The following is a 25,597-nucleotide window of genomic DNA, read 5'->3' on the forward strand; positions in this document are numbered from 1 at the left end:
GCTAGACTCGGGTCCCATGTCAGACCCCAACGAAGAGCGGCCCTACCACCACGGAAACCTCCGGGCCGTCCTGCTCGACGCGGCCGATCGCTGCCTCCGGGAGCGCGGCGCGGACCAGCTGTCGCTGCGCGACCTCGCCCGGGAGGTGGGCGTCAGCCACGCCGCGCCGCGCAGGCACTTCTCCGACCGGCAGGCGCTGCTGGACGCGCTCGCCGAATCCGGGTTCGCCCAGCTGGACACGGCGCTGCGCACCGCTCTGGCGGGCGCGGGGGAGGACTTCCCGGCGCGCGTGCGGGTCGCGATGACGGCCTACACCCGCTTCGCGACCGAGAACGCCGCGCTCCTGGAACTGATGTACTCCAGCAAGCACCGGCCGGGGGCGACGCGGGTCATCGAGGCGGCCGAGGCGCCGTTCGGCCTGATGGCCGACCTGATCGAGCAGGGGCAGGACGAGGGGGCGCTCCGGGCGGGCGACCCCGAGCGGATCGGGCTCGTCCTGTTCGCGACCCTCCAGGGCATCGCCTCGATCATCAACGGCAACTTCGTCGGACCGGACATGCTCGACGCACTCGTGGAGACCGCCGTCGAGCAGTTCCTCTCCGGGAACCGCCCGGTGGAGTGAGGCGATCACCCGAAGCGACCACGCGGTCTCCCACGGTGCGCAAGCATGGAGTGGCACGTCAGCCGCACCGACGAGGAGAACACCGTGTCCCAGCTGCCCGAGAACCTGCGCTACACCGACGACCACCTCTGGGTGCGCGTGGACGGAGACATCGTGACGACCGGCCTGACCGCCCACGGGCAGGAGCTGCTCAGCGAGATCGTCCTCGTGGAGCTCCCCGAGATCGGGGACGAGGTACAGGTCGGCGGCACGGCCGGGGGAGTGGAGTCGGTCAAGGCCTACAACGACCTCTACGCCTCCGTGGCGGGCGAGGTCGTCGCGGTGAACGAGGCGCTCGTCGAGGAGCCCGGTCTGGTCAACGAGGACCCCTACGGGGACGGATGGATCTACAGGCTCAGGCCCTCCGACCCCGGAGCGGTCGACGAACTGCTGGACGCCGCGGTCTACCGGGCGACCATCGACCAGTGACCCGCACCCGGCGGCCGACCGGGTCGGCCGCCGAACGCGGTGCCGTGCCGTGGTTCGGCACGAGGACGACGAGGAGGCGCATGCCGCGCGCACGGAGCTCGCCGGTCACCTGCCGGAGCCCGCGAGGCCGCCGGTCCACGGCGTGAAGTGAGCCGGATCCGCCGCACCGGCGGGAAGCGCCGGTGCTCAGGGGCGCGGTGTCCGGGCCGTGCGTGCAGGGGGCGGCGGATCAGTACTCAGTCGAGCTCCTCCGCGTACACCACACTCCCACCGAACAGGCCGGCCTCACGCAACCGGTTCTGAGCCTCCCGGGCCATGTGCGGGCCCAGGTCCTCGTCCTCCGACAGGCCGTGGTCGGCACGGAAGGCCGCTTCCAGCTCGGGGGTCATGGCCGGGTGGACGTCGAACTCGTGGATGGTCATGGTGTCAGCCTAGACCGGGGAAGCCCGCCGAGCGCTCAGGCGCCGGTCCCCCGTCGGTCCCCACCGTCACCGCACCGGTCTCCGTCGTCGGGCGAAGGCAAGGGGCCGGCCGGTCCGGGCGAAGTGTGCCATGAATCTGAGCTTCCGGCGGCGGCTCCGGCGTCGGTTGATCCACTTCCTCTCCTCTGTTGTCGGGGCGGGCCGTTCGTGCTGTGGCGCGGGCGGCCCGCCGTCGTTTCGGGGATGAGGTCCGGGGGAGTGTCCGCCCGGGACGGCACGGGTGATCGACCCGCCGTACGGGCACGACGGGTTCCCGATCGGGGTCGGCCGGGCGGCCGGGCCGGTCCGCGAACTCCTGGCGGACGGGGACCGAGGCCGGGACAGGGCGCCCTGCCCCGGCCTCCCGCGACCTCAGGACGCCCCGGCTCCTCCCGGGCCGGAGTCCTCGGACAGCAGCTCGGCGGACTCCTCGTCCAGCCGCAGGTGGTTGACGGCCAGCAGGTCGGTGAGCTGGTCGGTGTTGCGCGCGCTGGCCAGGACCGAGGCCACGGCCGGCCGGTCCGACAGCCACGACAGCGCGACCGAGGCCGGGGAGACGCCGTTGCGGGCCGCGACCGCGTCCAGGGCCCCCAGGACCAGCTCGGCGCGCGGGTCGTCCAGGTAGGCGCGGGCCGTGCCCGCGCGCGGGCTGTCGACCTCCGCACCGCCCCGCCGGTACTTGCCGGTGAGGAACCCGCGGGCCAGGCCGAAGTAGGGCAGCAGGGACAGGCCGCGCTCCAGGGCCAGGGGCACCAGGTCCTCCTCGACCCCGCGCTCCATCAGGTTGTAGTGGGGCTGCACGCACACCGGGGCGTGGAGCCCCTGGTCGGCGCAGATGTCCAGCCACTCGCGGATGCGCCCGGGGCTGTGGTTGGACAGGCCGATGTACCGGATACGGCCGTCGTCCACCAGCTCGGAGAACGCCCGCGCGCTCTCCGCGAGCGGGGTCCCGGGGTCGTCGTGGTGCGCGTAGTAGAGGTCGATCACCTCCACGCCGAGCCGGGCCCGGGAGGCGTCCACGGCGGCGTGGACGTTGGCGGCGGATAGGCCCGGGAACTCCGGGTGCCCGCTGACCTTGGTCGCGAGGACCAGGCCCTCGGGGCGGCCGCGCGCCGCCAGCCAGCGGCCGATGACCGTCTCGGACTCTCCTCCGCTGTTCCCCTCGACCCAGGCGGAGTAGGAGTCGGCGGTGTCGACGAAGTTGCCGCCCCCGGCGACGAACGTGTCGAGGACCTTGAAGGAAGTGCTCTCGTCGGCGGTCCAGCCGAAGACGTTCCCGCCCAGGCACAGGGGGGATACGCGCAGGTCGGTGCGGCCGAGAGGGCGAAGCCGTACGTCGTTCATGCTCACCGTGTTCCGTCGGGTGTGTGGTGCCGCGGACAGGTTAGGCCAGAGCGGGGCGCCGGGCCACCGTTTCCCGGAGAGTGCGCGGGGCTGCCCCGGCCGCCGTGACGGCGCGCCCCGCCACGCGCGGTCCCGGCCGGATGTCCGGCCCGGCCCGGAACGGAACCGGTCGCGCACGGCCGGCCCGCGTCACCGGACCCCCGGGTTGGCGGGGGTCTGGAGGACCAGCTCCTCCTCCCGCTCGGGAAGGTAGTGCACCGTCAGCACCCGTCCCACCTGCACGCTCACGACCGAGGACGCGGGAAGGACCTTCACGACCGCCGCGTGGAAGAGGCTTCCGTCCGGGCGGGTCACCCCCAGCCCGATCTCCATCTCCGGGTTGCCGTTGAGCAGGCGCCCGGTCGGCCGCACCGAGGAGACGACCCCCTGCGCCCGCACACCGCGCGCCGCGATGTCCAGGTTGCGCTCCGTCGTCAGACCCGCGCGCACCATCACCGCGTTGTAGGCCGCCTGCACCAGGGCCGGGTCCTCCCCGCGGTCCAGGGAGACCACCCCGGGCCGGTCGTGCAGGTACCGGACCGGCAGCACCGTACCCGGGACCAGTTCGGCCACCTGGGTGATGTCGACGACGTGCTTGGCCACCGCGGAGAACCGGTGCCCCTCCGGCGTCTCGACATCCATGCTGATCGCCAGCTGGGGCTGGTCGTTGACGCTCAACCCGGTACGGGCCACCCCGGTGACGGTCCCGATCCCGACGGGGGCGCCGGCCGCCTCCCTGCGGCCCAACCCGCCTCCGAGTCCGCCGAGCGCCGAAGCGACCCCCAGCATCGGCAGCGTGGTGCCCAGCATCACCAGCGCCCCGATCGGCGCCCACATGTTGCGCAGCCACGGGCTGACGAACGCGTCCGGGGGCGCGGTCACCCCCGCCCACACGTACCAGCCGACCAGGCCGAGCGCCGCGACCGTCTCGACGAGCACCACCGAACGAACCACCGACCTGCCCATGGATGCCTCCCTCTCACGCTCTCGATGTCCACCGGGACCCATCAGACCCCGCCGCCGCGTCCTACCGATCCCAGGTTCGGACCTGCCGTCGACCGGCGGGGCCGGGCCGGTACCCTCGTCCTGTGCCAGCGACTCCCCTCGGGACGCTCCAGCCCCGGTCCCAGGTCATCGACCGGGCCTGGCGAGCGCTCGGCCCCGGACTGGAACCGCTCAGCGGCCCCGGCGGCGCCCCGCTCACCCGCGCCGTCAAACTCCTCGTCCTCCCGCTCGTCCTGCGCCCCGTCCTGCGCCCGGAACTCGCCGGGGACCTCCTCACCGACGAGGCCGCCGACCTGGCCGCCGGCCTCCTGCGCGGGGACGGGCCGCGACTGGCGGCCGCCGCCGGCTGGTTCACGCTGCTCAAGCGGGTCCGCCGGGCCCTGCGCGTGGTCGGGGGCAACCCGCAGGACCTGTACTTCCAGCGCTGCTACGAGCTCGCCGCCGAGCACGGGGCCCCGCGGCCCCCCGACGCGGAGGAGGTCGCCAGGCAGGTCGTCCTGGAGCTGGCCGCGCGCGACGGCGGGCGCACCGTCGAAGCCCTCAAGGCCCACCTGCGCGATCCCGCGACGGAGAGGTCGGTCGCCCAGGCGCTGTCCCGCGCCTGGGGAGCACGCCCCGTACCCGCCGCCCCCGGCGCCGTCCCCGAGGCGGACGCGCTCTCCCTCGCGGACACCGTCCTGGACGGGTGCGCACCGGCCGACCGGGGCGCCTCCGGGAAGCGCGGCGGCGCCTTCCCCGCCGACGGCGACGTCCCCCGCTACCGGGCGCAGGAGCTCGGGACGGACCTCCGGGACCCCGGTGACACCGCGGAGAGCGCCCTCGCCGCCCTGGTCGGGGGCGGCCACGGCACGCGTCTGGGGTCGGCGCTGTGGGCCGCCGGTCCGGCCTCCGCCTGGGGACCCGAAGGCGTACCGCCCCACCTGGGCCTGAGCGCCGACCCCCTGCCGCCGCGCCCCGGGGTGGGGAGCACGGCGTCCACCGCGGCCCTGCCGGCGCCCCTGGACCGCACCCTCTACGAGAGGGTCTTCACCGTCCTGAGGGCGCCCGGACACCACGACCTGCCGCCGGTCCCCGAGCTCGTCGCCGCCGAGACCGCGCGCAGCTGCTCGCCGCTCGGCCTGTCCGACGAGTCGCTGCGCGTGGCGCTCCTGGTCGGAGGACGCCTCGCCGCGGGGCTCGACCCGCTCGGCACCGCCCCGGGTCCCACGCGCGCGCACCGCGCCATCGACCGCCGCTGGCGCCGCGAGTCCTCCGTGGCGCGCGCCCGGCGCATGACCGTGTCGCCCTTCGACGCCCCGAGCGCCCACGGCACGGGGGGCGGGGCTCCCGGCGCCGGTCCCCCGGACGGCGGGGCGCCGGGGACGGGGCCGGCCCCCACGCAACCCCCGGCCCCCACCGGCCCCCCGGCCTCCGGGGAGGACCTTCTCGCCGACCTCGGCCGCTCCCTGCGGACCCCGTGGATCGCCTACACCCGCCGCCTGTGGGCCCGCCTGCACGGCCGCGACGCCCACGCGGCCGGGATCGACGGCCCCGCCGAGCTGTGGTCCCTCCTCGACGGCGTCTCCTACTCCGTGCTCATGGACCACCGGGCCCGCGTGCGCGCGGCCCTGCGGACCCTGACCGACACCACCTCCGGGAGCGCGGCATGACCTGGATCGAGGTGAGGGCGGAGGAGGACGGCGTGAGCGTGGCCGTCGAGGGCCGCCTGAGCGTCCCCGAGTTCGGCCGGTCCGTCCTCGACGCGGCCGGCGCGCTCCTCACCTGGCCCGACATCGCCGGGCCGGGCGCGGTCGCCACCGGGGTCCCCCCGGGAACCGCCCTCTCCGATGCGCGGGAGGGGGCCGCCGCGTCCGGGGCCGCCCCGTTCGGCGGCCCCCGTGCCGACCTCCTCCCCGACGCCCTGGTGGAGTCCGCGCCCGAGGCCCAGACGTGGCTGTGGGCCGTCTACGGGGCCGGGGCGGCGCGCGCCGTGGCGGCCTGCGCCGGCGGCCGGGCGCACGCCCTGCGGGTCGCCGCGGAGCCGGGCGCGCTCGCGCGGGACCTGCACCGGCTGGCCACGGGGCACTGGGCGTCCCGCTGGTGGCCCGCCTCCCACCTGGACGGCGTTCCCGCCCTCGACGCCGACCTGCTCGGCCTGGAGCTGGCCGCGCTCTCCCACCGGTGCCAGCAGGTGTGGGACCCGGACGCGGACCCCGCCGCCGACCTGGTCCTCGAACACCGCGCGGGCGTCCGGCCGCTGATCGACCTGTGGCACGCCCGGCCGGGCGCCGTCTCCGACGTCCTCCGCTCCGTGCGGGCGGTGGCCGACGACGCGGGGCTCGACGTCGACGGCCTCGCCGGACCCGACGACCCCGGCGGCCGGGGCGGCTCCGGCCCCGCAGGGTGGGCGACCTCCTTCGCGGGCGGTGCCGTCCCCCGTCGGCCGGGCGCCCTCCCGCAGGACCACGCCCTCGCCGCCGGCGGCGCCGCGGGGCCGCCACCCGGCGCCAGGGTGATGGGACGGGGGACGGGGACCAACGACTGGTGCCGGTACCCGCCCGGGTTCGTGGACGCCTCCGAGGACGCCGTCACCTGGACCGCCTTCGCCCACGGCTCCCGGCGCGCGGTCCTGGTGGAGGCGGTTGCGGGGGAGGCTCGCCCCGCCCCCGGCGTGCGGCCGGTCGCGGAGGTCCGGGTCGGCGCCACCGCCCCCGTGCGGGTGCGCTGCGAGCGCGCGGGGGACGCCTGGACCGCCCTCGTGGACACCGCCCTGCCGGACACGGCCGCCCCCTCCCCGGACGTCCAGGTGGTCCTGCCGGGGTTCGACCCCGGACCGCAGGACCCCGCCCGTGCCCGCCGGACCCGTGAGGGGCTGCGCGCGCTGGCCCGCCGCCGCCTCGCCGCGGCCGGGGGCGCCACCGGACCGGACGGAGCGGGAGCGGGGGAGGGGTTCGGCCCCGCGCCCTTCCTCGCCGAGATCGTCGCGGCCCACACGGAGGAGGACTTCTGACATGGCCCACCCCCACGACCCCTCCCGCACCCCGGCCGGGGCCGCTCCCGCCGACCCCCTCGACCCGTCCGACGCCTCCGCCGGGGACGCCCCCGAGGACCGACCCATGGGCTTCGGGGAACCCTTCGACTCGGGGCTGGCCCACAGCGAGGCACTCCTCGCCGGGAGGGAGCTCGCCGCCGCCGAGGACGTCCTCCTCCAGCTCCTCGACGCGGCCGAACGCCTCCCGGACAGCCCCGACGTGCGGTTCCTGCGGGGGCTGCTGCTCACGGACGTGGGCATGGTCCGCTCCGAGCGCGGCGCACCGGGCGACGGGGTCCCCGCCCTGGACGGCGCGCTCGTCCTCCTGCGCGCCGTGGAGCCCCACGCCACCGGCCCCCGCGGCCGCCCCCTGTGGCTGTCCATCCTCCTCAAGGCCCTCCTGGAACGCGCCGAGGCCGCCCGCAGGTCGGGCGACCACCGCACCGCGCACACCCTGCTGGACGAGGCCGACCTCAGGGCCGGGGAACCGTGCGACGACGGCGCCCGCCGGGCCGAACTCGCCGACTCCCGGGCGCGCCTGCTGATGGAGCGCGGCGACTGGGGCGCGGCCGAGGAGCTCCTCACCGCCGCCCTGGCCACCGCCCCCGAGGGACCGGCCTCCTACCTGCTGACCTCCATGGGCCTGCTCCTGGCGAGCACCGGCCGGCCCGACCAGGCCGAGGACCACCTGGACCGCGCGGCCGAGCGCTTCCGCGCGCTCGACCCCGCCGGAGCCGAACCGGCCTTCCTCACCGGCCACCGGGGGTTCGCCGCCGTGCGCCGGGGCGACCTCGACGCGGCCGAACGCCTCTACCGCACGGCCTCCGTCGCCCTCGAACGCCAGGGCGACCACGTGTCCCTGGCGGTGTGCGAACAGGCCCGCTCGCTGATCGCGCAGGCCAGGGGGTCGGCCGACGCCGCCCGCGAGCTGGCTGCCTCCTCCCTGTCCCGCTTCGAGGACCTCGGGGTGCGCCTGGCGGCGGCGGACGGCCTCGTCGTGACCGCCCGGCAGGCGTTCGAGGCGGGGGACCACCTCGCGATGAAGGACATGTGCGAGCGGGCCCGCGCCGTCTTCGAGGAGATGGGCGCCTACGAGCGGTGCGCCCAGACCGACTTCCTCGTCGCCCGGGCCGTGGACGGGCTGCTGCGGGCGGGCCGCTTCGAGGGGCACGAGCGGGAGGCCCTGGACTCCGCACTGGCCCTGGCGCTCCCCGCGTCCCTCGCCCTGGAGTCCATGCGGGCCGACTTCGCCACCGGGCACGCCCGCGACCAGTGGTCGGCGCTCTCGCGGAGCGCCGTCCGCCTCGTCTTCGAGCTGGCCCTGCTGCGCCGGGACCAGGGGCTGCTGTTCGAGCTGGTGGAGTTCCGCTGCGCCGGCGCCCCCCTGGCCCCCGCGCCCGCGGCGGAGGGGGCCTTCCCCGGGCCGGGGGCCAGAGGACCCCTCGCCCCTCCGGACCCGGCGGGACCGGACCTGCCCCCCTCCGGAGGGGGAGCCGCGGACGTCTCCCTCGCGGCCGGGGGAGGGCAGGACCCGGGCGCCCGGGGCGCCGACGGGGTGAGGGTCGCGCTGCCGCCCCGCGTCCTGATGGGGGAGGGCGCCGACCGCACCGCGCTCCAGGAGTACGTCGTCGCGGCCGAGGGCCGGTACCGGCGCAGGGTGACCTCCGACCGGACGGTCGTCGCCACCGCCGGGCCGTCCTCCTCGTTCCCGTCTCCGGTGCCGACCGTGCTGGTGCGGCTCGCGGACGCCGGGGACCTGTACATGACCTGGCGGTGGACGCTCGGCGCCCAGGGCTTCGGCACCGGGTACGCGCCCGGGGACGACGCCGACGCGGTGACGGCCGAACTCGCCGCCGCGCTCCCCGGACCCGGAGAGGACGTGGCCGCGGCCCTCGCCGACGGGGCCATGACCGACCCCGCGCGGGAGCGGGACCTCGCCGCCCGGCTGGCATCGGTCCTGTGGCCGGCCGAGCTCACCGACCAGATCCGCCAGGTGGGGGAGGGGACGGGCGTCCGCCCGCTGGTGCGGGTGCAGCCGTCCCCGCGCACCGGCCAGGTGCCCTGGGAGCTCCTGGCCGTGGACGGCGGCCGGCGGCTGCTCGACCTGGCGGACGTGGTGCTGGCGGTGCCGCTCGCCCTCGGGGCGCCGACCGACGTCCAACCCGCCCCAACCGCTCCACCCGGAACACCGCCCCCACCGGCGGCGTCCGGGGCACCAGGCCGTCACGGGCCGGGGGAGCACGGGGCCGCCCCGCCCCCCGACCCGGCCGCGCCCACGGGCCGCACCGCGACCGCCCCCGCCGTCCTCGTCCTCGACCCCCGGGTCCCGGGCTTTCGCGCGGACTCACCGCTCGGGTCCGTCCTGGGAAGACCGGGCACCGACCCCGACCTGCTGGCCCTGGTCCGCGCCCACCGGGACGCGGGCGACATGCTGCCCGCGGTCTCCGCCCCGGAGGAGGCCCTGCGCCGCACCGACCAGGACCGGGAGTGGCTGGGACGCGCCCTGCGATCGGGCGCCCGCCGCCTGCTCTACGTCGGCCACGTCACGTCCGCCCCGGTGGAGGGCGGCCAGAGCGAGGACGCCCGCCTGCACCTGTGCTGCGGCCCCGAAACCGAGGGGCACGCCGAGGTCGTCCGCTCCCACCGGCCGCTCTCCGCCAAGGACCTGCTCACGGGCGGCGCCGACGGCCGCCCCGGGGCCGAGCTCTGGCCCTCGCCTCCCCGGGTGGGGCTCATCGCGTGCGAGAGCGGCGCGGACGCCCGCTTCACCGAGTCCTTCGGGCTGGCGTCGGCCGTGCTCCGCAACGGCGCGGACCTGGTCACCTCCGCCCGGTGGGTGCTGCCCACCAACCTCGCCCTGCACCGCTTCGGGAGGGTGCCCCCCGACGAGCGCCCCCTGTCCGCGCTGGTGGCGGCGGTGGACGCCGCCCACGACGCGCCCGACCCCGTGCGTGCGCTGGCCGATTGGCAGCGCACCCGGCTGGACCGCTGGCGCACGGCAGGGGACCCCTCCGCGACCCCGCTGATGTGGGCCGCCCTGGTCACCGCCACCGCCGAGCCGCCCCGGAGCCGCTGACCCGGAGAACACCCCGCCCCGCCGGACCGGCGCCCGCCCGTGCTCCTGCCGCCCCTCCGGGGCCCCGGTCCGCCCGACCGTCCCCACCCGTGAAAGGCGATCCGCCGTGAACGCACCCCGCCCGCTGTTCGACGCCCACCTGCACATCGTCGACACCCGCTTCCCGCTGGTGGCCAACGGCGGCTACCTGCCCGCGGAGTTCACCGCCGAGCACTACCGGCGGCGCGTGGCGGACCTGGGGGTGGTGGGCGGGGCGGTCGTCTCCGGATCCTTCCAGGCCTTCGACCAGGGCTACCTCCTGGACGCCCTGGAGCGGCTGGGACCCGGGTTCGTCGGCGTCACCCAGATCCCCCACGACACCCCCGACGCCCGCATCGCCGAACTCGCCGCCAAGGGGGTGCGCGCGGTCCGGTTCAACCTGCGCCGGGGCGGTTCGGAGGGCGCCGAGCACCTGGAGGCCCTCGCCCGGCGTGTGCACGCCGTGGCCGGGATGCACACCGAGCTCTACGTCGACGCCCGCGACCTGGGGCGGATCGCCGACACCGTGGCCGCGCTCCCGGCGGTGAGCGTGGACCACCTGGGCCTGCACGCCGACGGTCTTCCGGACCTGCTCCGCCTGGTGGAGCGGGGGGTGCGGGTCAAGGCCACCGGTTTCGGGCGCGTGGACCTGGACCCGGTGGCGGCGATGCGCGCGGTGCTGGAGGTCGACCCGTCCGCGCTGATGGCCGGCACCGACCTGCCCTCCACCCGCGCGCGACGGCCGTTCGAGGACACCGACCTGGACCTGGTCTCCCGGGCCGCCGGGGAGCACCTGGACGCGGTGCTCCACGACAACGCCGCCGCCTTCTACCGCGTGGGGAGCCCGGGGGAGCGGCCGTCCCGGCCCCTCTGACCCGGCTCCGCGGAGGCAGCCGGGGCCCGGGCCCCCGGCTTCTCCCGCGAGGGCCCGCTTTCGCCGGCCCCGGGACGGGCTGTCCCGGCCGAGCCGCCCGAGGAGTTCCCCGTCGCCACCACCACGTGACCCCGAGGCGTCGGGACCGGCTGCAAGTACAAGGTCACCGGGGGCCGGGGCGCGCGCCGGACCGGCCTCCGACCGGCTCACCGCGCCCGGACGGCGTCCGACCCGAGGAAGGCGAGCACGAGCGTGACGACCCGCTCGGGGAACTGGTCGTGCGGGTAGTGCCCCGCGCCCTCGATCACCTCCAGGCGTCCGAGGCCGGACGGCAGGGCGTCGACGATCGCCGTCCCCTCGGCGTGCGGGTCGGCCCAGTCGGGGTCGAGCGTGCCCATCACGACCAGGACCGGGCAGCGGACGTCGCCGAGGTGCGCGCCGGCGTCGGCCGGGGCGCTGCGGCCCATGTTCTGCAGGGCCTTCATCCGGCCCGGCTCGCGCAGCATGGAGTCGATGCGGTCGAGCCGCTCGGCCCAGTGGTCCGGCTTGGCGCCGGGGTAGGCCGCGTCGAGGTAGGAGCGCCAGAGCGGCACGCTGCCGAGCATCCCCGCGCCGAGCAGCCGCAGCATGCCCCGCCGGAAGCGCCTCACCCGCAGGTCGCCGAGGCCGATCGACTGCTCGCGGGTGAACGGCGCCAGCTCGACGACCGCGGTGACCAGCGAGGGCTCCTGTGCCGCGGCGATGGTGGCGGCCCCGCCGGAGAACGAGTGGCCGACGAGCACGGCCGGGCCGCCCAGGTGGCGGATCACGGCGAGCAGGTCCGCGGCGACGGCGGTGCGGCTCCATTCCGGCCAGTCGACGCCGGACTCCCCGCTGCCGCGCATGTCCACGGCGGCGACCCGGTAGCCCGCCGCCACCAGCGGCGGGACCACGGCGCGGTAGGCGGCGCGGCTGTCGCCCATGCCGTGCGCGAGGACGACCAGCGGCCCGGTGCCCGACACCTCGTAGGCGATCGTGCCGCCGTCGACGGCGAGGTACTCGGTCATGGCATCCCCCAAGTGGCTAAGTGCGTTAGCTAAAAGCTAATGGCATTAGCCAGCCTTGTCAACGGCGTGTCCGCCGGGGGATCCGCGTCCCCGGCGGCACGCGGGACCGCCCGTGCCGTCGCGCGGGGGCGGCGCCGACCGCAGGGCGGAGCGCGGAGCCCCCGCCGCGCGCACATCCCGCACCCGCGCCCGAACGCACCCGCGCCCCCGCCCGAGCCGGGCGGGGGCACGGGACCGGGGTCAGACGCCGTGGAGGGACCCGCGCGCCTCCGCGTAGGCGCGCCGCACGAGGGGCGCGTCGACGGGCTCCAGCTCGGCGCCCTCGCCGAGGTTCCAGACCGGCGGCTCGGCGGTGCCCGCCAGTGCCCAGGCCGCCTGGCGGGCCGCGCCGACCGCGACGTACTCGGCGGGCGGAGGCACCGCCACCGGGACCCCCAGGACCGTCGCCGCGACCTCGCGGACCGCGGCCGACCGGGCGGCCCCGCCCACGAGCAGGACCCGCCCGACCGGCACGCCGGTGCGGGTCATGGCGGACAGGCCGTCGGCCAGCCCGCACAGCATCCCCTCCACCGCCGCGCGCGCGACGTTCTCCGGCCGCATGTTGGCCCGCCGCAGCCCGTGCAGGGAACCGGCGGCGTCGGGCAGCACCGGTGTGCGCTCGCCGTCCAGGTAGGGCAGGAGCACGACCCCCTCCGCGCCCGGTTCGGCGGCCAGCGCGAGCGCGTCCAGCCCGGCCAGGTCCACGCCGAGCATCGCCGCGGTCGCCCCGAGGACCCGCGCCGCGTTCAGCGTGCACACGAGCGGCAGGTACCGCCCGGTCGCGTCGGCGAACCCGTTGACGATCCCGTCCGGGTCCCGGCTCGGCCCTTCGCTCACCGCGAACACGGTCCCGCTGGTCCCCAGGGACACCACGGCGTCGCCCGGCCGCAGCCCCAGCCCCAGGGCGGCGCCCATGTTGTCACCGGTCCCGGGGGCGATCACCGCGCCCGACGGCGTGTGCCCCACGACCTCGGAGGGTCCGGCCACCCGGGGCGCCTCCAGCTTGCGTCCGAACGCCCTGGCCATCAGGTCGGTGCGGTAGGACCCCTCGGCCGGCGACCAGTACCCGGTGCCCGAGGCGTCGCCCCGGTCGGTGACGGGGGCGGCCCCGCCGCCGGCCAGCCGCCAGGTCAGCCAGTCGTGGGGGAGCATCACGCGGGTCGTGCGGGCGGCGTTCTCCGGCTCGCGCTCGGCCAGCCAGCGCAGCTTGCTGACGGTGAGGCTGGCGTTGGGCACGTTGCCCACGGCCCCGGCCCACTCCGCGGGTCCGCCCAGTTCGCCGATCAGGTCCAGGGCCGCCTGCGCCGAGCGGGTGTCGTTCCACAGCAGGGCCGGGCGGACGACCCCGCCGTCCGCGTCCACGGCGATCATGCCGTGCTGCTGTCCGGCGACGGCGACCGCCGCCACGTCGTCGAGCAGGCCCGAGGAGGCCTCCTCCAGGGCGGTCCACCACTCGCGGGGGTGGACCTCGGTTCCGTCGGGGTGCGGTGCGCGGGCCTCGCGCACCACCGCTCCGCCGTCGGCGTCGCAGACCACGATCTTGCAGGACTGGGTCGAGCTGTCGATTCCGGCGACCAGTGCCATGTCGGCTCCGTGAGGGTGAGGGGGTGGGTGTTCGGAGGGTGGCGGTTCGGAGTGGGAGGAGGGTTCGGCGCGCGGGCCGGTGCGTGGAGGGGAACGGCCGGGGCGGGCCCGCCGGCGGCTCAGAGGACCGCCGCCTCGATGAGCGTGCGCGCCGTCGTGGTGTCGGTCACCAGGGAGGACACCACGCCGGTCTTGAGCACGGAGTGGATCGCCTGCGCCTTCCCGGCGCCTCCGGCGACCGCGACGACCTCGGGCACGTCGCGCAGCTGCTCCAGGGTGATGGCGATGATCCGCGAGGTCAGCTCCGGTGCGGTCGGTGTGCCGTGGACGTCCACGGTCCGGGCGCACACCTCGGCCTGCACGCCGTCGCGTTCGAGGGCGGCGCCCTCGGCCGGGGAGAGGGCGTCCCGGACCAGGGACAGGGTCGGTGACCAGGATCCGATGGCGACCACCGCCTTGTCCAGCTCCGTGTAGCGCTGCATCGCCCCGGCCACCTGGGGCTGGGCTCGCAGGGCGTCGGCGGTCGCGGGGTCGGAGACCACGAGCGGGGCGTAGATGGGGTAGGCCGGGCCGCGCGCCAGGCTGGCGACCCGCCGGACCAGCTCCACCGAGTTCTCCTCCACGCCGCCGGGGAGCACGCCGGTCAGCTGCACGACCGTGCACCGGGGCAGCTCGTCCAGCGCCAGCGTCATCGCGTTGAGCGTGCGCGAGCAGGCCAGGCCCAGGGTGTCGTCCTCCTCCAGGATCTCGGTGAGGTACTCGGCCGCGATCCGCCCCAGGCCGCGGTGCATGGCGCCGCCCTCGCCGGGGTCGACGACCGCGATCGCCTGGTGCAGCCCGTAGGCGGTCCGCAGCTGGTGGGAGAGGTCGGTGTCGACCTCGGTGGGTTCGGCGATCTCGATGCGCACGATGCCCGCCGCGCGCGCGTCGTCGAGGATGCGCGCGACCTTGAACCGGCTGATCCCGAAGTCCTCGGCGATGCGGATCTTCGACTCCCCGGCGATGTAGTACCTGCGCGCGATGGCGGTGGCGCGGATCAGTTCCGCCGGTCGGAACGCGGGTTTCATCGAGATCCTCCAGGGGTTCGCTCATATGAGCATGCTGACGCTCATTATTGCATCCCGTCTTGACCCGTGATGCCAGTCACAACTTAAATGAGCCGCACGTTGCTCATCTGCTCAGGGGTCTGCTCATCTGAGCAGACCCGTGGCGGCCTGACACCCCCACGGGACACGGCTCCCCGCAACCCGGGCCGCCCCCCAGGAGGAAGAACATGCTCACACGCACGACGCGGCGCGGACTTCCCGCCGTGGCCGCCGCCACCGGCCTGGCGCTCCTCGCCACCGCTTGCGCCGGCGCGGGAGGCGGCGGCTCCGACGGGGAGCGCGTCGTCACCGTCGCCACGGTGGCCAACCCCCAGATGGACGACATCCAGGCCCTCGCGGACGAGTTCAACGCCTCGCACCCCGGCATCACCGTCGACTTCGTCGTCCTGCCCGAGAACCAGCTCCGCGACCGCGTCACCCAGGACATCGCCACCCGGGGCGGCCAGTACGACGTGGTCACCGTGGGCACCTACGAGGTGCCCATCTGGGCGGAGAACGGCTGGATCCTCGGCCTCGACGAGTACGCCTCCGACCCCGACTACGACATCGACGACATCATCCCGACCGTGCGCTCCGCCCTCTCCCACGAGGACCGGATGTACGGGGCGCCCTTCTACGGCGAGTCGTCACTGCTGATGTACCGCGAGGACCTGTTCGAGGAGGCGGGCCTGGAGATGCCCGACGAGCCGACCTGGGAGGACGTCGCCGCCTTCGCGGAGGAGCTGGACGACCCCGAGGGCGGCGTCTCCGGGATCTGCCTGCGCGGCGTCCCCGGCTGGGGAGAGCTCCTCGCCCCGCTCAACACGGTCATCCTCACCCACGGCGGCCGGTGGTACGACGAGGACTGGAACGCGCACCTGGACTCCCCCGAGGTCGAGGAGGCCGTCCGGACCTACGTCGACCTGGTGGGCGGGTACGGGCAGCCCGGGGCGCCCAACGCCGGGTTCACCGAGTGCCTGACCACCATGGCCCAGGGCGACGCCGCCATGTTCTACGACTCCACCGTCGCAGCGGGCAACCTGGAGGACCCCGACTCCAGCAGCGTCGCCGGCGACATCGGCTACGCCCCCGCCCCGGTCGCCCGGACCGAGCACGCGGGCTGGCTGTGGGCATGGGCGCTGTCGATCCCCACGACCTCCACCGACCCCGGGGCCGCCTGGGAGTTCGTCTCCTGGGCCACGTCCCGCGAGTACCACCGCCTGGTCGGGGAGCGCCTCGGCTGGGAGCGCGTGCCGCCCGGCGCCCGCGTCTCGACCTACGACATCCCCGAGTACCGGGAGGCGGCCGAGGCCTTCGCCGGTCCCACCTACGAGGCCATCGGCAACGTCGACGTGGAGCGGCCCGGCCTGCACCCGCAGCCGTGGACCGGCGTCCAGTACGTCGCCATCCCCGAGTTCCAGGACCTGGGCACCCGCGTCTCCCAGGAGATCTCCGCGGCCATCGCCGGACAGCAGTCCGTCGAGGAGGCGCTGCGCAAGTCCCAGGAGTACGCGGAGGAGACGGCCCTGTCCGGCGGCTACCGCGACTGAACCGGGTCCGGGCCGCCCCGGCCGCACCACACCGCCACCGCCACGACACCTTCGAGGAAGCCCATGACCGCTCAGACCACGCCGGACACGGCGCGGCGCGGGCCCACCACGCGCGAACCCGCGCGGGGGGAGCGCTGGATACGCCGGACCCCGCTGCTGCCGGGCCTGCTGTTCGTCATCGCGATGACGCAGATCCCGTTCCTGTTCACCGTCTACTACAGCTTCCAGGACAGCAACCTGCTGCGGCCGGACTCCGGCTCCTTCGCCGGGATCGCCAACTACGGCCGGGTCCTGGGGGACCCGCTCTTCCGCAACGCCGTCGCGAACACGGTCGTCCTGACCGCCGGCGCCGTCCTGCTCTCCCTGGCCCTCGGGCTGGCGCTCGCGGTCCTCCTCGACCGCTCCTTCCCCGGCCGAGGGGTCGTGCGCACCCTCCTGATCACACCGTTCCTGGTCATGCCCGTTGCCGCGGCACTGCTGTGGAAGACGTCCGTGTACCACCCCGTCTACGGACTGCTCAACTGGGCGCTGTCCCCGTTCGGGGTCGAGGCGGACTGGGTCAACGACTTCCCGCTGCTGTCCGTCGTCATGGTCCTCACCTGGCAGTGGACGCCGTTCATGATGCTCATCATGCTCGCCGGCCTGCAGAGCCAGTCGCCGGAGGTGCTGGAGGCGGCGCGCGTCGACGGCGCCCGGCCCCTCGCCGTCTTCCGACGCATCACCTTCCCGCACCTGCGCCGCTTCGTGGAGCTGGCGCTGCTGCTCGGCACGATCTACATCGTCCAGACCTTCGACGCCGTCTACATGATCACCCAGGGAGGCCCCGGCCAGGCCAGCACCAACCTGCCCTACTTCATCTACCTGCAGGCCTTCCGCGCCTTCGACGTGGGCGAGGCCGCGGCCGCCGGGGTCATCGTGGTGGCCGCCACCCTGGTCGTCGCCATGTTCGCCCTGCGGGTGGTCTCCAGCCTCTTCGAGGAGGAGTCGTGACAAGCGTGACCGAGGCGCCGGCCCCCGCCGCAGCCCCCGAGGCGGGGCCCGCCCCCCGCAGGCGCCGACGCCGGCCGCTCCGCCCCGCCGCGGGCCTGCTCGCCTGGGCCGTGGGACTGCTGTTCTTCTTCCCGGTCCTGTGGATGTTCCTCACCGGGTTCAAACAGGAGTCGCAGGCCTCCACCGACCCGCCGACCCTCTTCTTCCGACCCACCCTGGACCAGTACGCCGCCGTGCTCGGCCGCGACTTCGTGCCGTACCTGCTCAACTCGCTCCAGGCCTCGGTCCTGTCCACGCTCCTGGCCGTCGTCCTGGGCCTCCCGGCCGCCTACGCGCTCTCACTGGTGCGCGTCCCCCAGTGGCGGGACTCGCTGTTCTTCTTCCTGTCCACCAAGCTGCTGCCGCCGGTGGCCATGATCCTGCCGCTCTACGTCATCGCCCAGAACCTCGGCGCCCTGGACGACGCCCGCACCCTCACCCTCGTGTACACGGCCATGAACATGCCGATCGCGGTGTGGATGATCCGCTCCTTCCTGGTCGAACTGCCCAAGGAGGTGCTGGAGGCCGCCCGGATGGACGGCGCGCCCAGGCTCACCGAGATGCGGCGCGTCATCCTGCCGATGATCGCGCCCGGGCTGGCCGCCACCGCCCTGATCTGCTTCATCTTCGCCTGGAACGAGTTCTTCTTCGCCGTCAACCTCACCGCCACCCGTGCCGCCACCGTGCCCGTGTTCCTCGTCGGCTTCATCAGCGGCGAGGGGCTGTTCTGGGCCCGCCTGTCCGCCGCCTCCACCATGGCGGCCCTGCCCGTGATCATCGCCGGATGGACCGCCCAGCGCTGGCTGGTCCGCGGCCTCTCCCTAGGAGCTGTGAAGTAATGCGTGCACTCGTCGTCAGCGAACCCGGCCACTTCTCCCTCGAGCGGGTGGAGGACCCCGCTCCCGGACCCCGCGAGGTGGTCGTCGCCCCCTCCGCCGTGGGCGTCTGCGGCACCGACCTGCACATCATCGACGGGGAGTTCGCCCCCACGCCCTACCCGATCGTCCCCGGCCACGAGTTCGCGGGAACGGTCGTCGCGCTCGGATCGGAGGTCACCGGCCTGGCCGTGGACGACCGCGTGGCCGTCGACCCCTCCCTGTTCTGCGGCGCGTGCTCCAAGTGCGTCGTCGGCCGGGGGAACCTGTGCGAGAGCTGGAACGCCATCGGCGTCACCGGCCCCGGGGCCTGCGCCGAACTCGCCGTCGCCCCCGCCGCGTCCTGCTACCCGATCCCCGAGCACATGCCCTTCTCCCACGGCGCGCTCATCGAGCCCCTGTCCTGCGCGGTGCACGGCTTCGACCTGCTCCCGGGCCGGGTCGGGGAGCACTACCTCGTGTACGGGGCGGGAACCATGGGCCTGCTGATGGCCCAGCTCGCTCGTTCCGCCGGGGCCGCGAGCGTGTCCGTCGTGGACCCCAACAAGGACCGGCTGGCGGTGGCCGCCTCCCTCGGCGCCGACGCCGTCGCCCCCGGCCCCGACGAGCTCGACCGCCGCGACTGGGAGGTCGTCGTCGACTGCACCGGCGTGGTCGCCGCCATCGAGGACGGGCTGACCCGCGTCGCCCGGGGCGGCACCTTCCAGGTGTTCGGGGTGGCGCCGGCCGAGGCCACCGCGTCCTTCTCGCCGTTCCGCGTCTACAACGACGAGATCACCGTCGTGGGCAGCATGGCCGTCCTGCACAGCTACGGGCGGGCGGTGGACCTCATGGCCAAGGGCGTGGTCGACGCCGACGCCATGGTCACCGACACCTTCGCCCTGGACGGCTTCGGCGACGCCGTCGACGCGTTCCGGGCGGGCCGTGGCCGCAAGCTCCAGATCAACCCCCAGCTGTAGAGGAGGGATCCGCCGTGGCATCGGTCGGTTTCGAGAAGGCCACCCACTTCTACCCGGGCTCGGAGGCGCCCGCCGTCGACGAGCTGAGCCTGGAGGTGGAGGACGGGGAGTTCCTCGTGCTCGTGGGCCCCTCCGGGTGCGGGAAGTCCACCTCGCTGAGGATGCTCGCGGGGCTGGAGGAGGTGGACTCGGGCACCATCCGCATCGGGGGCGAGGACGTCACCGACAGCAGCCCGCTGGAGCGCGACATCGCGATGGTCTTCCAGTCCTACGCGCTCTACCCGCACATGTCGGTGGCGCAGAACATGGGGTTCGCCCTGGAGATGGCCAAGGTCGCCAGGCCGGAGCGGGAGCGCAGGGTCCTGGAGGCCGCCCGGCTCCTGGACCTGGAGCCCCTGCTGCACCGCAGGCCCAAGGCGCTCTCCGGGGGACAGCGCCAGCGCGTCGCGATGGGGCGCGCGATCGTGCGCGAGCCCCGGGTGTTCCTCATGGACGAGCCCCTGTCCAACCTGGACGCCCAGCTGCGCGTGTCCACCCGCACGCAGATCGCCGCGCTCCAGAAGCGGCTGGGCGTGACCACCGTCTACGTCACCCACGACCAGGTCGAGGCGATGACCATGGGCGACCGGGTGGCGGTGCTCAAGGACGGGGTGCTCCAGCAGTGCGACAGCCCCGTGCGGCTGTACGAGCACCCCGCCAACGCCTTCGTCGCCGGGTTCATCGGCTCCCCGGCGATGAACCTGAGGGAGTTCCCCCTGAGCCGGGAGGGGGTCCGGGTCGGCGACGCCGACCTGCCGCTCACCCCCGGCCAGCGGCGCAGGCTCGCCGACGAGGGCGCGTCCTCCGCGCTGCTGGGCTTTCGCCCCGAGGCGGTCGACCTGGTGGGGGAGGGCGAGGGGTTCGCGATGGAGGTGGGCCTGGTCGAGCACCTGGGCGCCGACTGCTACCTGTACGGCGGCCTCCCCGGGCATCCGGCCGACGGCGATCTGGTGGTGCGGGTGGCGCCGCACGCGGCTCCGGCGGCGGGTGCGACCGTGCGCCTGGGCGTGCGCCCCGGACGGGTGCACGTGTTCTCGCCGGGAACGGGGGAGCGCCTGGACGGCTGAGCGCCCCGCCGCCGCCCGGCCTCCGGGCGGCGGCGGGCTCCACGGTCCGGACGCCCCCTCACGCGCGGGCGGCCCCTCCCGGTGGCACGGCCCTCCGGGGGCACCCCGTGCCAGGGACGCCCCCCGAGTGCGGCGCGGTACGGGAAGGGGTCAGCGCAGGGCCGAGACCCCGCCGAACGCACCCCGGTGGTAGACGAGCGGCGGACGCGGGTCGTCCAGCACCAGCGTGTGCGTCACCTCCCCGACCACCAGCCAGTGGTCGCCGATCAGCCGGGTGTCGAACCGGGAGCAGACCAGGTGCGCCGAGGCCCCGTCCAGCAGCGGGACCTGCGACGGCCCCCGGCTCCACGCCGTCGGCGCGGCGAACCGGTCCTCCCCCCTGCGGGCGAACCGGTCGGCCAGGTCGGACTGCTCCTCGGTCAGCAGCTGCACCCCGAACTCGCCCGCCCTGCGCAGCGCCGGCCAGGTCGTGGAGGACTCCGCGATGTAGAAGGACACCAGCGGCGGGGCGAGGCTGACGCTGGTGAAGGAGGTGGCGGTCAGCCCCACGGGCCGCCCCTCCACGCTGGCGGTGATGATGACGACCCCGGCCGGGTGGTTGCGCAGCGTCGCGCGGAAACGGTCGGCCTCCGCCAAGGACGGGGAAGCGGTCTCGGCGATACTCAACGGACTCTCCCTTGTGGTGGGTGAAGAGAGGGGGGAGGACTCAGGCGGCGGCCGACCGGGTGCGCACCGCCGCGCGCAGCACGGGGGCCGAGCGCCCGGCCCACGGCGCGAGCACCCCGTCCAGGCGCGGAGTGCCGTCGGTCCCGCCGTCGGAGGGGACCGCGTCCTGGAGCAGGGCCAGTCCGGACGCCGGAACGGTCGCGCCCAGTTCGAGCAGCAGCGGGCGCAGGTGCACGTCCACGGCCAGGGTGTGGGCCGCGGACGCCATCACCAGCACGGGCACGGCCGTCACCCCCGCCAGCCCGCCGGACGGCAGCAGGTCCAGGAACACCTTCAGCAGACCGGTGTAGGTCGCCTTGTAGGTGGGGCTGGCCACGACCAGCAGGTCGGTGGCGCGCACCCTCTCCAGGGAGGCCTCCACCTCCGGCTGCGGGCCGGGGGCGAGCAGCAGCTGCCGGATCCGCGACAGGTCGAGCAGGTCGTCCGGTCCGGGCACGTCCGGCAGTCCGGCCGCGTCCGCGGCGTGGCGGGCCACGGCCAGGCCGGCGGTGGCGGTACGGGAGTTCGGCCGGGGATTGCCGACGAGGACGGTGGTGGTGGTCATGGCGGTCTCCGGTGCGGGGGCGGTCAGGACGTGGCCGGGGCGGACACGGCGAAGGGGACGTGGGGGGCGGCGGACTCCTCCCCTCCCTCCGGGTGCTCCCACAGCCCGCGCTCCCGCAACAGCGGCAGTACCCCCTCGCCGAACCAGTAGGCCTCCTCCAGGTGGGGGTACCCGGACAGGACGAACTCGGTGGCGCCCGCCCGGTGGTACTCCTCGATCAGGTCGGCCACCTGGGCGTGGCTGCCCACCAGTGCGGTGCCGGCCCCGCCCCTGGCCAGGCCCACACCCGCCCACAGGTTGGGGTGGACCTCCAGGTCGGCGGCGCTTCCGCCGTGCAGTTCGAGCATCCGGCGCTGGCCCTCGGACTCGCTCATGGCCAGGTGGTGCTGCACCTGCCCCACGGTGTCGGGGGCCAGCCCGTCCAGCAGGCGCCGGGCCTGCGCCCACGCCTCCTCCGCGGTGTCCCGGCTGATCACGTGCAGCCGCACGCCGTAGTCGAGTGTGCGGCCGCGCTTGGCCGCCAGGGCGCTGACCCGGTCGATCTTGTCGGCGACCGCGCCGGGCGGCTCACCCCACGTCAGGTACGTCTGCACGCGGCGGGAGGCCACGTCGAGCGCGGCGGGGGAGGAGCCGCCGAAGTAGACCGGCGGCAGGGGGTCCGGCGCCTTCGCGAGCCGGGCCCCCTCCACCGTGACGTGCTCCCCCCGGAAGTCGACGGTCTCCCCGCGCCAGAGCCGTCCGACCACCTGGAGGAACTCGTCGGTGCGCGCGTACCGGGCGTCCTTGTCGAGGAAGTCGCCGTGCTGCCTCTGCTCGGCGGACTCGCCGCCGGTCACCACGTTGAGCAGGAGACGTCCGCCGCTGAGCCGCTGGTAGGTCGCCGCCATCTGCGCCGCCAGGGTGGGCGAGAGGAGCCCGGGGCGGAACGCCACCAGGAACTTCAGCCGCCTCGTGCTCCCGGCCAGCATCGCCGTGGTCAGCCAGGCGTCCTCGCACCACGCGCCGGTGGGGGTGAGGACACCCTCGAACCCCAGCCGCTCGGCGGCTCCGGCGATCTGGGCGAGGTAGTCCAGGGTCGGCTCGCGGGTCCGCCAGGCCGAGGCCACGACGTCCGCGCCGTGGCCGCCGCCGACGATGCCGCGGCTGTCCCCCTGCGTGGGCAGGAACCAGTGGAAGGTCAGGGGCATTGAGGGACGCTCCTCCGTTGCTGGATCAGATCTGACCGTGCCGCGGTGGGCGGCGACGGTTGAGGGAGTACTCCCCGACGTGCTGGACCTTCCAGCGCACCGGGTCGTGGACGGTGTGGGTGCGGGCGTCGCGCCAGTGGCGGTGCAGGTTCTCGGAGTCGGCCGCGGCCCGCGTGCCCGCCACCTCGAACAGGGCGGAGGAGACCTCCACGGCGGCCCGTCCGCCGGCGACCTTGGCGGCGGCCACGGCGACCGAGGCCTCCGCGGTGGCGTCCTCCGCGCCGGGGGCGCCCCCGGCCAGGACGGCGTCGGCGGCGTCCACCCGGTCGGCGGCGGAGGCCAGCAGGGCCTCCGCGGCGCGCACCTGGATCTCCAGCTCGCCGAACCGGTGGACGAGCAGCGGGTCCTCGGGCGCGGTGTCGACGCCGCTCTCGAACCAGGGGCGGCTCTTGGAGCGCACGAAGGCCGCCGCCTCGGCCAGGGCGCCGCGCGCCGCGCCGACGTCGATGGCGGCGTGCAGCAGCTGCGCGAACGCGCCGTAGGTGGTGGGCCCCTCGAACGTCAGGTACTGGGGCAGGACCAGGTCGTCGGGCACGGCCACGTCGGCCAGGTGCACCGTTCCGCTGGCGGTGGTGCGCTGGCCCATGCCGGCCCAGTCGTCCTCGACGCGCACGCCCGGGGCGTCGGCCGGGACGAAGGCGATGTGCGGGCGCGGTCCGTCCGGGGTGGCCGCGGGGGCGACCACGGCGATCCAGTCGGCGAGCAGCGAACCCGTGGCGTAGTACTTGCTGCCGTTGACCCGCCAGCCGTCGCCGCCGCGCTCCAGGCGGGTGGCGTGGGTGTGCGCGGTCCTCCCGGACCGCTCGGCCTGGGCGTTGGAGACGAGCGAGCCGGAGAGGACGTCGCCGAACACCCGGGCCCGCGCGGTCCCGCCCCCGCGCAGGCGCAGCGCGTTGAGGAACGCGAAGTGCGGCTGCGGGATCTGCGCCAGGCTGAGGTCGGCGGTGCCGAGCAGGCGCAGGATCTCGGCGACGGTCCCGGCGTCCGCGCCGGCCCCGCCCAGGGCGCGGGGCACGGTGATCCCGAGCAGGCCCGACCGGGCCAGTTCGCGGACCTGCTCCCGGGGCAGGCAGCGGTCGCGGTCGCGCCCGGAGGCGCCCTCCGCGAACCGGGGGACCAGGGCGCGGGCGGCCTCGACGGCCTCCGCGTCCGAGGCGATGACCCGGACCCCGCCGCCGGTCGTGCCGGGGGTGGGGCCGGTGACGGTCTCGGACATGGTGAACCTCCTGCTGGGACGCACGCCGACGTGTGCCAGTAAATACCTACCGGAATTATGGGGAATCAAAGCACAGGTCGGTGTGCGGCGGGCGGCGGTTCCGTGTCCTCGGCGTGGTGTTCGACCAGGAGTGCCGTGCTGGGGCGGATTCGGTCGGGGGCCTGTGCGGGGTGCGCGGCGGTCCCTGTCGGATGTCGGGCATCGGGTCGGCCTCCCGTCCGATCGTGCGGCGTGGAGGGCGTTCCGGGCCGAGGGTCGGGCGGCTCCGCGCATGGCAGCCCCCTCGGCCCGGAACGCCGGGACCGGCCTCGCGTTCGTCCACCCGGCGGGGTGGCCCGGGCGGCGCGGGTGGTCGGCGGGTCCTGGCCGACGGCTCCGCGATTCCGTCGGCCTCGTCCACCAGCCTGATCCGCTAACCCCATTTTGTCAACCGAAAAAGTAGGGAATCTTCGGTGGTGCGTGCGGGGGGAGTGGGAACGTGCAGGTCGGGCGGGGTGTGTCGAGGGGTGTGGCGACACCGGGGCGGGTGTGACACGTGCGACGGGAGGCTCCTACCAACTAAACCTGTAGGGAATGTGGTTTACTGCGGTCATGGCAGTCAGAACACCGTCACACCTGCGGCCCCCGGCCTTCGACGGGCACTGTTAGCGGCCGCCGGACCAGCGCAGACTCCGACCGCCCACGAATCCGAGAGCAAGAACCCATGACCGACACCGCAGCCGCGCCCGCCGCGCCGACCCCGCTCACCCTGGACCGCCTGTCCGAGCTGACCGCCGCGGTCGCCGAGGAGGTCCGCCAGGGGCTCCACGAGATCCGCTTCGACGCCGAGAACCGCTGGTCGGTCCGCCTGCGCGCCGACGACTACACCGACGTCTGGCTCATCTCCTGGACGCCCGACCAGTCCACCCGGCTCCACGACCACGCCGGTTCGCTGGGCGCGCTCACCGTCGTCGCCGGGGAGCTGGTCGAACGCTACTGGGACGCCGGCCTGCGCGAACGCACCCTCGCCGACGGCGGGGGCGGCCGGTTCCCGCTCGGCCACGTGCACGACGTGGTCAACGCCGCCGCCGCGCCCGCCGTCAGCGTGCACGCCTACTCGCCGCCGCTGACCGCCATGCACTACTACGAGGTCAGCGGCGACAACGCGCTGCGCCGCACCGGCAGCATCCTGACCAGCGACCCCGAGCCCGACGTCCCCACGCTGGACGCTGTGCCCACGGCCGGGGCGGGGGAGCGGCGGTGAGCGCGATCGAACGGCTCCTCGACGGCAAGCGCGCCCGACTCGAACGGCTCTCGCCGGCCGAGGCGCTGCGCGCCCAGGGGGAGGGCGCGCTGCTGGTCGACACCAGGCCCGCCGTCAACCGCGAGGCCGAGGGGGAGATCCCGGGGGCGCTGGTGATCGACCGCAACGTCCTGGAGTGGCGGCTGGACCCCAGCAGTCCCGACCGGGTGCCCGAGGCCGACTCCGTTGACCGGCTCATCGTGCTGTTCTGCAACGAGGGGTACGCCTCCAGCCTGGCCGCCGTCCAGCTCCAGGAGCTGGGGCTGGCGAGGGCCACCGACATGGCCGGCGGTTTCCGCGCCTGGCGCGCCCGCGGGCTGCCCACCACCGAGCCCGTGCTCCGCGCCGAGTCCGGGCCGGAAGCCGCACACCGGGGCTGAGGTTCCGGCTCC

Annotated in this window: 23 protein-coding genes; 13 read left to right on the top strand and 10 right to left on the bottom strand. The window is 75.3% G+C overall.

Annotation, left to right across the window (positions count from 1 at the left end):
* Positions 1–16: 16 nt before the first annotated feature.
* Positions 17–622 carry a TetR/AcrR family transcriptional regulator gene (locus ACFQBR_RS16350; RefSeq protein ID WP_344181831.1) on the top strand — a complete coding sequence of 202 codons (606 nt, stop codon included), beginning with the start codon at positions 17–19 and terminating at the stop codon, positions 620–622.
* 45 nt (positions 623–667) lie between these two features.
* Positions 668–1,090 (top strand): glycine cleavage system protein GcvH, encoded by a 423-nt coding sequence (gene gcvH / locus ACFQBR_RS16355; protein ID WP_344181833.1) that lies wholly within the window; start codon positions 668–670, stop codon positions 1,088–1,090.
* Positions 1,091–1,326: 236 nt separating this feature from the next.
* On the opposite strand, the gene ACFQBR_RS16360 is transcribed toward gcvH, so the two are convergent.
* From ACFQBR_RS16360 to ACFQBR_RS16370, 3 genes are all read right to left on the bottom strand, one after another.
* Positions 1,327–1,512 (bottom strand): hypothetical protein, encoded by a 186-nt coding sequence (locus ACFQBR_RS16360; protein WP_344181836.1) that lies wholly within the window; start codon positions 1,510–1,512, stop codon positions 1,327–1,329.
* Positions 1,513–1,923: 411 nt separating this feature from the next.
* Entirely contained in the window at positions 1,924–2,895 is a 972-nt protein-coding gene (locus ACFQBR_RS16365; RefSeq protein ID WP_344181838.1) for an aldo/keto reductase, read from the bottom strand.
* 189 nt (positions 2,896–3,084) lie between these two features.
* The gene (locus ACFQBR_RS16370) at positions 3,085–3,900 is read right to left on the bottom strand and encodes a hypothetical protein (RefSeq protein ID WP_344181840.1); all 816 of its coding nucleotides are present in this window, start codon (positions 3,898–3,900) and stop codon (positions 3,085–3,087) included.
* Between the two features lie 122 nt (positions 3,901–4,022).
* Here ACFQBR_RS16370 and ACFQBR_RS16375 point away from each other — a divergent pair, with 122 nt between their 5' ends.
* From ACFQBR_RS16375 to ACFQBR_RS16390, 4 genes are all read left to right on the top strand, one after another.
* Positions 4,023–5,588 (top strand): serine/threonine-protein kinase, encoded by a 1,566-nt coding sequence (locus tag ACFQBR_RS16375; RefSeq protein ID WP_378553738.1) that lies wholly within the window; start codon positions 4,023–4,025, stop codon positions 5,586–5,588.
* Positions 5,585–6,928, top strand: a complete 1,344-nt coding sequence (locus tag ACFQBR_RS16380; protein ID WP_378553740.1) for a hypothetical protein — start codon at positions 5,585–5,587, stop codon at positions 6,926–6,928. The genes ACFQBR_RS16375 and ACFQBR_RS16380 overlap by 4 nt, the downstream gene beginning before the upstream one ends.
* Before the next feature lies 1 nt (position 6,929).
* The gene (locus tag ACFQBR_RS16385; RefSeq protein ID WP_344181846.1) at positions 6,930–10,025 is read left to right on the top strand and encodes a hypothetical protein; all 3,096 of its coding nucleotides are present in this window, start codon (positions 6,930–6,932) and stop codon (positions 10,023–10,025) included.
* Between the two features lie 106 nt (positions 10,026–10,131).
* A complete protein-coding gene (locus ACFQBR_RS16390) occupies positions 10,132–10,917 on the top strand; it encodes an amidohydrolase family protein (RefSeq protein WP_344181848.1) in 786 nt (261 codons plus the stop codon).
* 206 nt (positions 10,918–11,123) lie between these two features.
* Here ACFQBR_RS16390 and ACFQBR_RS16395 read toward each other — a convergent pair whose 3' ends face one another.
* From ACFQBR_RS16395 to ACFQBR_RS16405, 3 genes are all read right to left on the bottom strand, one after another.
* Positions 11,124–11,963 carry an alpha/beta fold hydrolase gene (locus tag ACFQBR_RS16395; RefSeq protein ID WP_344181850.1) on the bottom strand — a complete coding sequence of 280 codons (840 nt, stop codon included), beginning with the start codon at positions 11,961–11,963 and terminating at the stop codon, positions 11,124–11,126.
* 240 nt (positions 11,964–12,203) lie between these two features.
* Positions 12,204–13,586, bottom strand: coding sequence for a xylulokinase (gene xylB, locus ACFQBR_RS16400; RefSeq protein ID WP_344181852.1), 1,383 nt, complete (start codon positions 13,584–13,586; stop codon positions 12,204–12,206).
* A 119-nt stretch (positions 13,587–13,705) separates the two neighbouring features.
* The gene (locus tag ACFQBR_RS16405) at positions 13,706–14,653 is read right to left on the bottom strand and encodes a sugar-binding transcriptional regulator (protein ID WP_267945448.1); all 948 of its coding nucleotides are present in this window, start codon (positions 14,651–14,653) and stop codon (positions 13,706–13,708) included.
* Between the two features lie 206 nt (positions 14,654–14,859).
* Between ACFQBR_RS16405 and ACFQBR_RS16410 the strand changes: the two genes are divergently transcribed.
* The 5 genes from ACFQBR_RS16410 to ACFQBR_RS16430 all read left to right on the top strand — a co-directional run bounded on the left by ACFQBR_RS16410 (position 14,860) and on the right by ACFQBR_RS16430 (position 20,190).
* Complete coding sequence (locus ACFQBR_RS16410; RefSeq protein WP_344181854.1) at positions 14,860–16,221, top strand: ABC transporter substrate-binding protein; 1,362 nt, start codon at positions 14,860–14,862, stop codon at positions 16,219–16,221.
* Positions 16,222–16,284: 63 nt separating this feature from the next.
* Positions 16,285–17,211 (top strand): carbohydrate ABC transporter permease, encoded by a 927-nt coding sequence (locus tag ACFQBR_RS16415; protein ID WP_344181856.1) that lies wholly within the window; start codon positions 16,285–16,287, stop codon positions 17,209–17,211.
* Positions 17,208–18,089: a carbohydrate ABC transporter permease gene (locus ACFQBR_RS16420; RefSeq protein ID WP_378553745.1), complete on the top strand. Its 882-nt coding sequence runs from the start codon at positions 17,208–17,210 to the stop codon at positions 18,087–18,089. Before ACFQBR_RS16415 ends, ACFQBR_RS16420 begins: the two co-directional genes overlap by 4 nt.
* Entirely contained in the window at positions 18,089–19,084 is a 996-nt protein-coding gene (locus ACFQBR_RS16425; RefSeq protein WP_344181858.1) for a zinc-dependent alcohol dehydrogenase family protein, read from the top strand. The genes ACFQBR_RS16420 and ACFQBR_RS16425 overlap by 1 nt, the downstream gene beginning before the upstream one ends.
* A gap of 14 nt (positions 19,085–19,098) precedes the next feature.
* Positions 19,099–20,190, top strand: coding sequence for an ABC transporter ATP-binding protein (locus ACFQBR_RS16430; protein ID WP_344181860.1), 1,092 nt, complete (start codon positions 19,099–19,101; stop codon positions 20,188–20,190).
* A gap of 150 nt (positions 20,191–20,340) precedes the next feature.
* Here ACFQBR_RS16430 and ACFQBR_RS16435 read toward each other — a convergent pair whose 3' ends face one another.
* The 4 genes from ACFQBR_RS16435 to ACFQBR_RS16450 are packed head-to-tail and all read right to left on the bottom strand — an operon-like array spanning position 20,341 to position 23,923.
* Positions 20,341–20,856: a flavin reductase family protein gene (locus tag ACFQBR_RS16435; protein ID WP_267945443.1), complete on the bottom strand. Its 516-nt coding sequence runs from the start codon at positions 20,854–20,856 to the stop codon at positions 20,341–20,343.
* A 40-nt stretch (positions 20,857–20,896) separates the two neighbouring features.
* On the bottom strand, positions 20,897–21,460 hold the full coding sequence (locus ACFQBR_RS16440) for an NAD(P)H-dependent oxidoreductase (protein ID WP_344181863.1): 564 nt from the start codon (positions 21,458–21,460) through the stop codon (positions 20,897–20,899).
* A 23-nt stretch (positions 21,461–21,483) separates the two neighbouring features.
* Positions 21,484–22,647 (bottom strand): LLM class flavin-dependent oxidoreductase, encoded by a 1,164-nt coding sequence (locus ACFQBR_RS16445; protein WP_344181865.1) that lies wholly within the window; start codon positions 22,645–22,647, stop codon positions 21,484–21,486.
* Positions 22,648–22,672: 25 nt separating this feature from the next.
* A complete protein-coding gene (locus ACFQBR_RS16450; protein ID WP_344181868.1) occupies positions 22,673–23,923 on the bottom strand; it encodes an SfnB family sulfur acquisition oxidoreductase in 1,251 nt (416 codons plus the stop codon).
* 703 nt (positions 23,924–24,626) lie between these two features.
* Here ACFQBR_RS16450 and ACFQBR_RS16455 point away from each other — a divergent pair.
* Both ACFQBR_RS16455 and ACFQBR_RS16460 read left to right on the top strand, forming a co-directional pair.
* Positions 24,627–25,166: a cupin domain-containing protein gene (locus ACFQBR_RS16455; protein WP_330158338.1), complete on the top strand. Its 540-nt coding sequence runs from the start codon at positions 24,627–24,629 to the stop codon at positions 25,164–25,166.
* A complete protein-coding gene (locus ACFQBR_RS16460) occupies positions 25,163–25,585 on the top strand; it encodes a rhodanese-like domain-containing protein (protein ID WP_344181870.1) in 423 nt (140 codons plus the stop codon). Before ACFQBR_RS16455 ends, ACFQBR_RS16460 begins: the two co-directional genes overlap by 4 nt.
* The last annotated feature ends 12 nt before the right edge of the window (positions 25,586–25,597 follow it).

Origin of the sequence: Nocardiopsis tropica, assembly GCF_042660575.1 — a bacterium.
Classification (GTDB): domain Bacteria; phylum Actinomycetota; class Actinomycetes; order Streptosporangiales; family Streptosporangiaceae; genus Nocardiopsis; species Nocardiopsis tropica.

What these genes read in the sequence shown, in the direction of transcription:
- ACFQBR_RS16385 (WP_344181846.1), top strand. Translation starts at nt 6,930, where the DNA reads ATGGCCCACCCCCACGACCCCTCCCGCACCCCGGCCGGGGCCGCTCCC.
- ACFQBR_RS16395 (WP_344181850.1), bottom strand. Translation starts at nt 11,963, where the DNA reads ATGACCGAGTACCTCGCCGTCGACGGCGGCACGATCGCCTACGAGGTG.
- ACFQBR_RS16360 (WP_344181836.1), bottom strand. Translation starts at nt 1,512, where the DNA reads ATGACCATCCACGAGTTCGACGTCCACCCGGCCATGACCCCCGAGCTG.
- ACFQBR_RS16350 (WP_344181831.1), top strand. Translation starts at nt 17, where the DNA reads ATGTCAGACCCCAACGAAGAGCGGCCCTACCACCACGGAAACCTCCGG.
- ACFQBR_RS16440 (WP_344181863.1), bottom strand. Translation starts at nt 21,460, where the DNA reads ATGACCACCACCACCGTCCTCGTCGGCAATCCCCGGCCGAACTCCCGT.
- gcvH (WP_344181833.1), top strand. Translation starts at nt 668, where the DNA reads ATGGAGTGGCACGTCAGCCGCACCGACGAGGAGAACACCGTGTCCCAG.
- xylB (WP_344181852.1), bottom strand. Translation starts at nt 13,586, where the DNA reads ATGGCACTGGTCGCCGGAATCGACAGCTCGACCCAGTCCTGCAAGATC.
- ACFQBR_RS16445 (WP_344181865.1), bottom strand. Translation starts at nt 22,647, where the DNA reads ATGCCCCTGACCTTCCACTGGTTCCTGCCCACGCAGGGGGACAGCCGC.
- ACFQBR_RS16405 (WP_267945448.1), bottom strand. Translation starts at nt 14,653, where the DNA reads ATGAAACCCGCGTTCCGACCGGCGGAACTGATCCGCGCCACCGCCATC.
- ACFQBR_RS16380 (WP_378553740.1), top strand. Translation starts at nt 5,585, where the DNA reads ATGACCTGGATCGAGGTGAGGGCGGAGGAGGACGGCGTGAGCGTGGCC.
- ACFQBR_RS16415 (WP_344181856.1), top strand. Translation starts at nt 16,285, where the DNA reads ATGACCGCTCAGACCACGCCGGACACGGCGCGGCGCGGGCCCACCACG.
- ACFQBR_RS16365 (WP_344181838.1), bottom strand. Translation starts at nt 2,895, where the DNA reads ATGAACGACGTACGGCTTCGCCCTCTCGGCCGCACCGACCTGCGCGTA.
- ACFQBR_RS16425 (WP_344181858.1), top strand. Translation starts at nt 18,089, where the DNA reads ATGCGTGCACTCGTCGTCAGCGAACCCGGCCACTTCTCCCTCGAGCGG.
- ACFQBR_RS16410 (WP_344181854.1), top strand. Translation starts at nt 14,860, where the DNA reads ATGCTCACACGCACGACGCGGCGCGGACTTCCCGCCGTGGCCGCCGCC.
- ACFQBR_RS16455 (WP_330158338.1), top strand. Translation starts at nt 24,627, where the DNA reads ATGACCGACACCGCAGCCGCGCCCGCCGCGCCGACCCCGCTCACCCTG.
- ACFQBR_RS16450 (WP_344181868.1), bottom strand. Translation starts at nt 23,923, where the DNA reads ATGTCCGAGACCGTCACCGGCCCCACCCCCGGCACGACCGGCGGCGGG.
- ACFQBR_RS16370 (WP_344181840.1), bottom strand. Translation starts at nt 3,900, where the DNA reads ATGGGCAGGTCGGTGGTTCGTTCGGTGGTGCTCGTCGAGACGGTCGCG.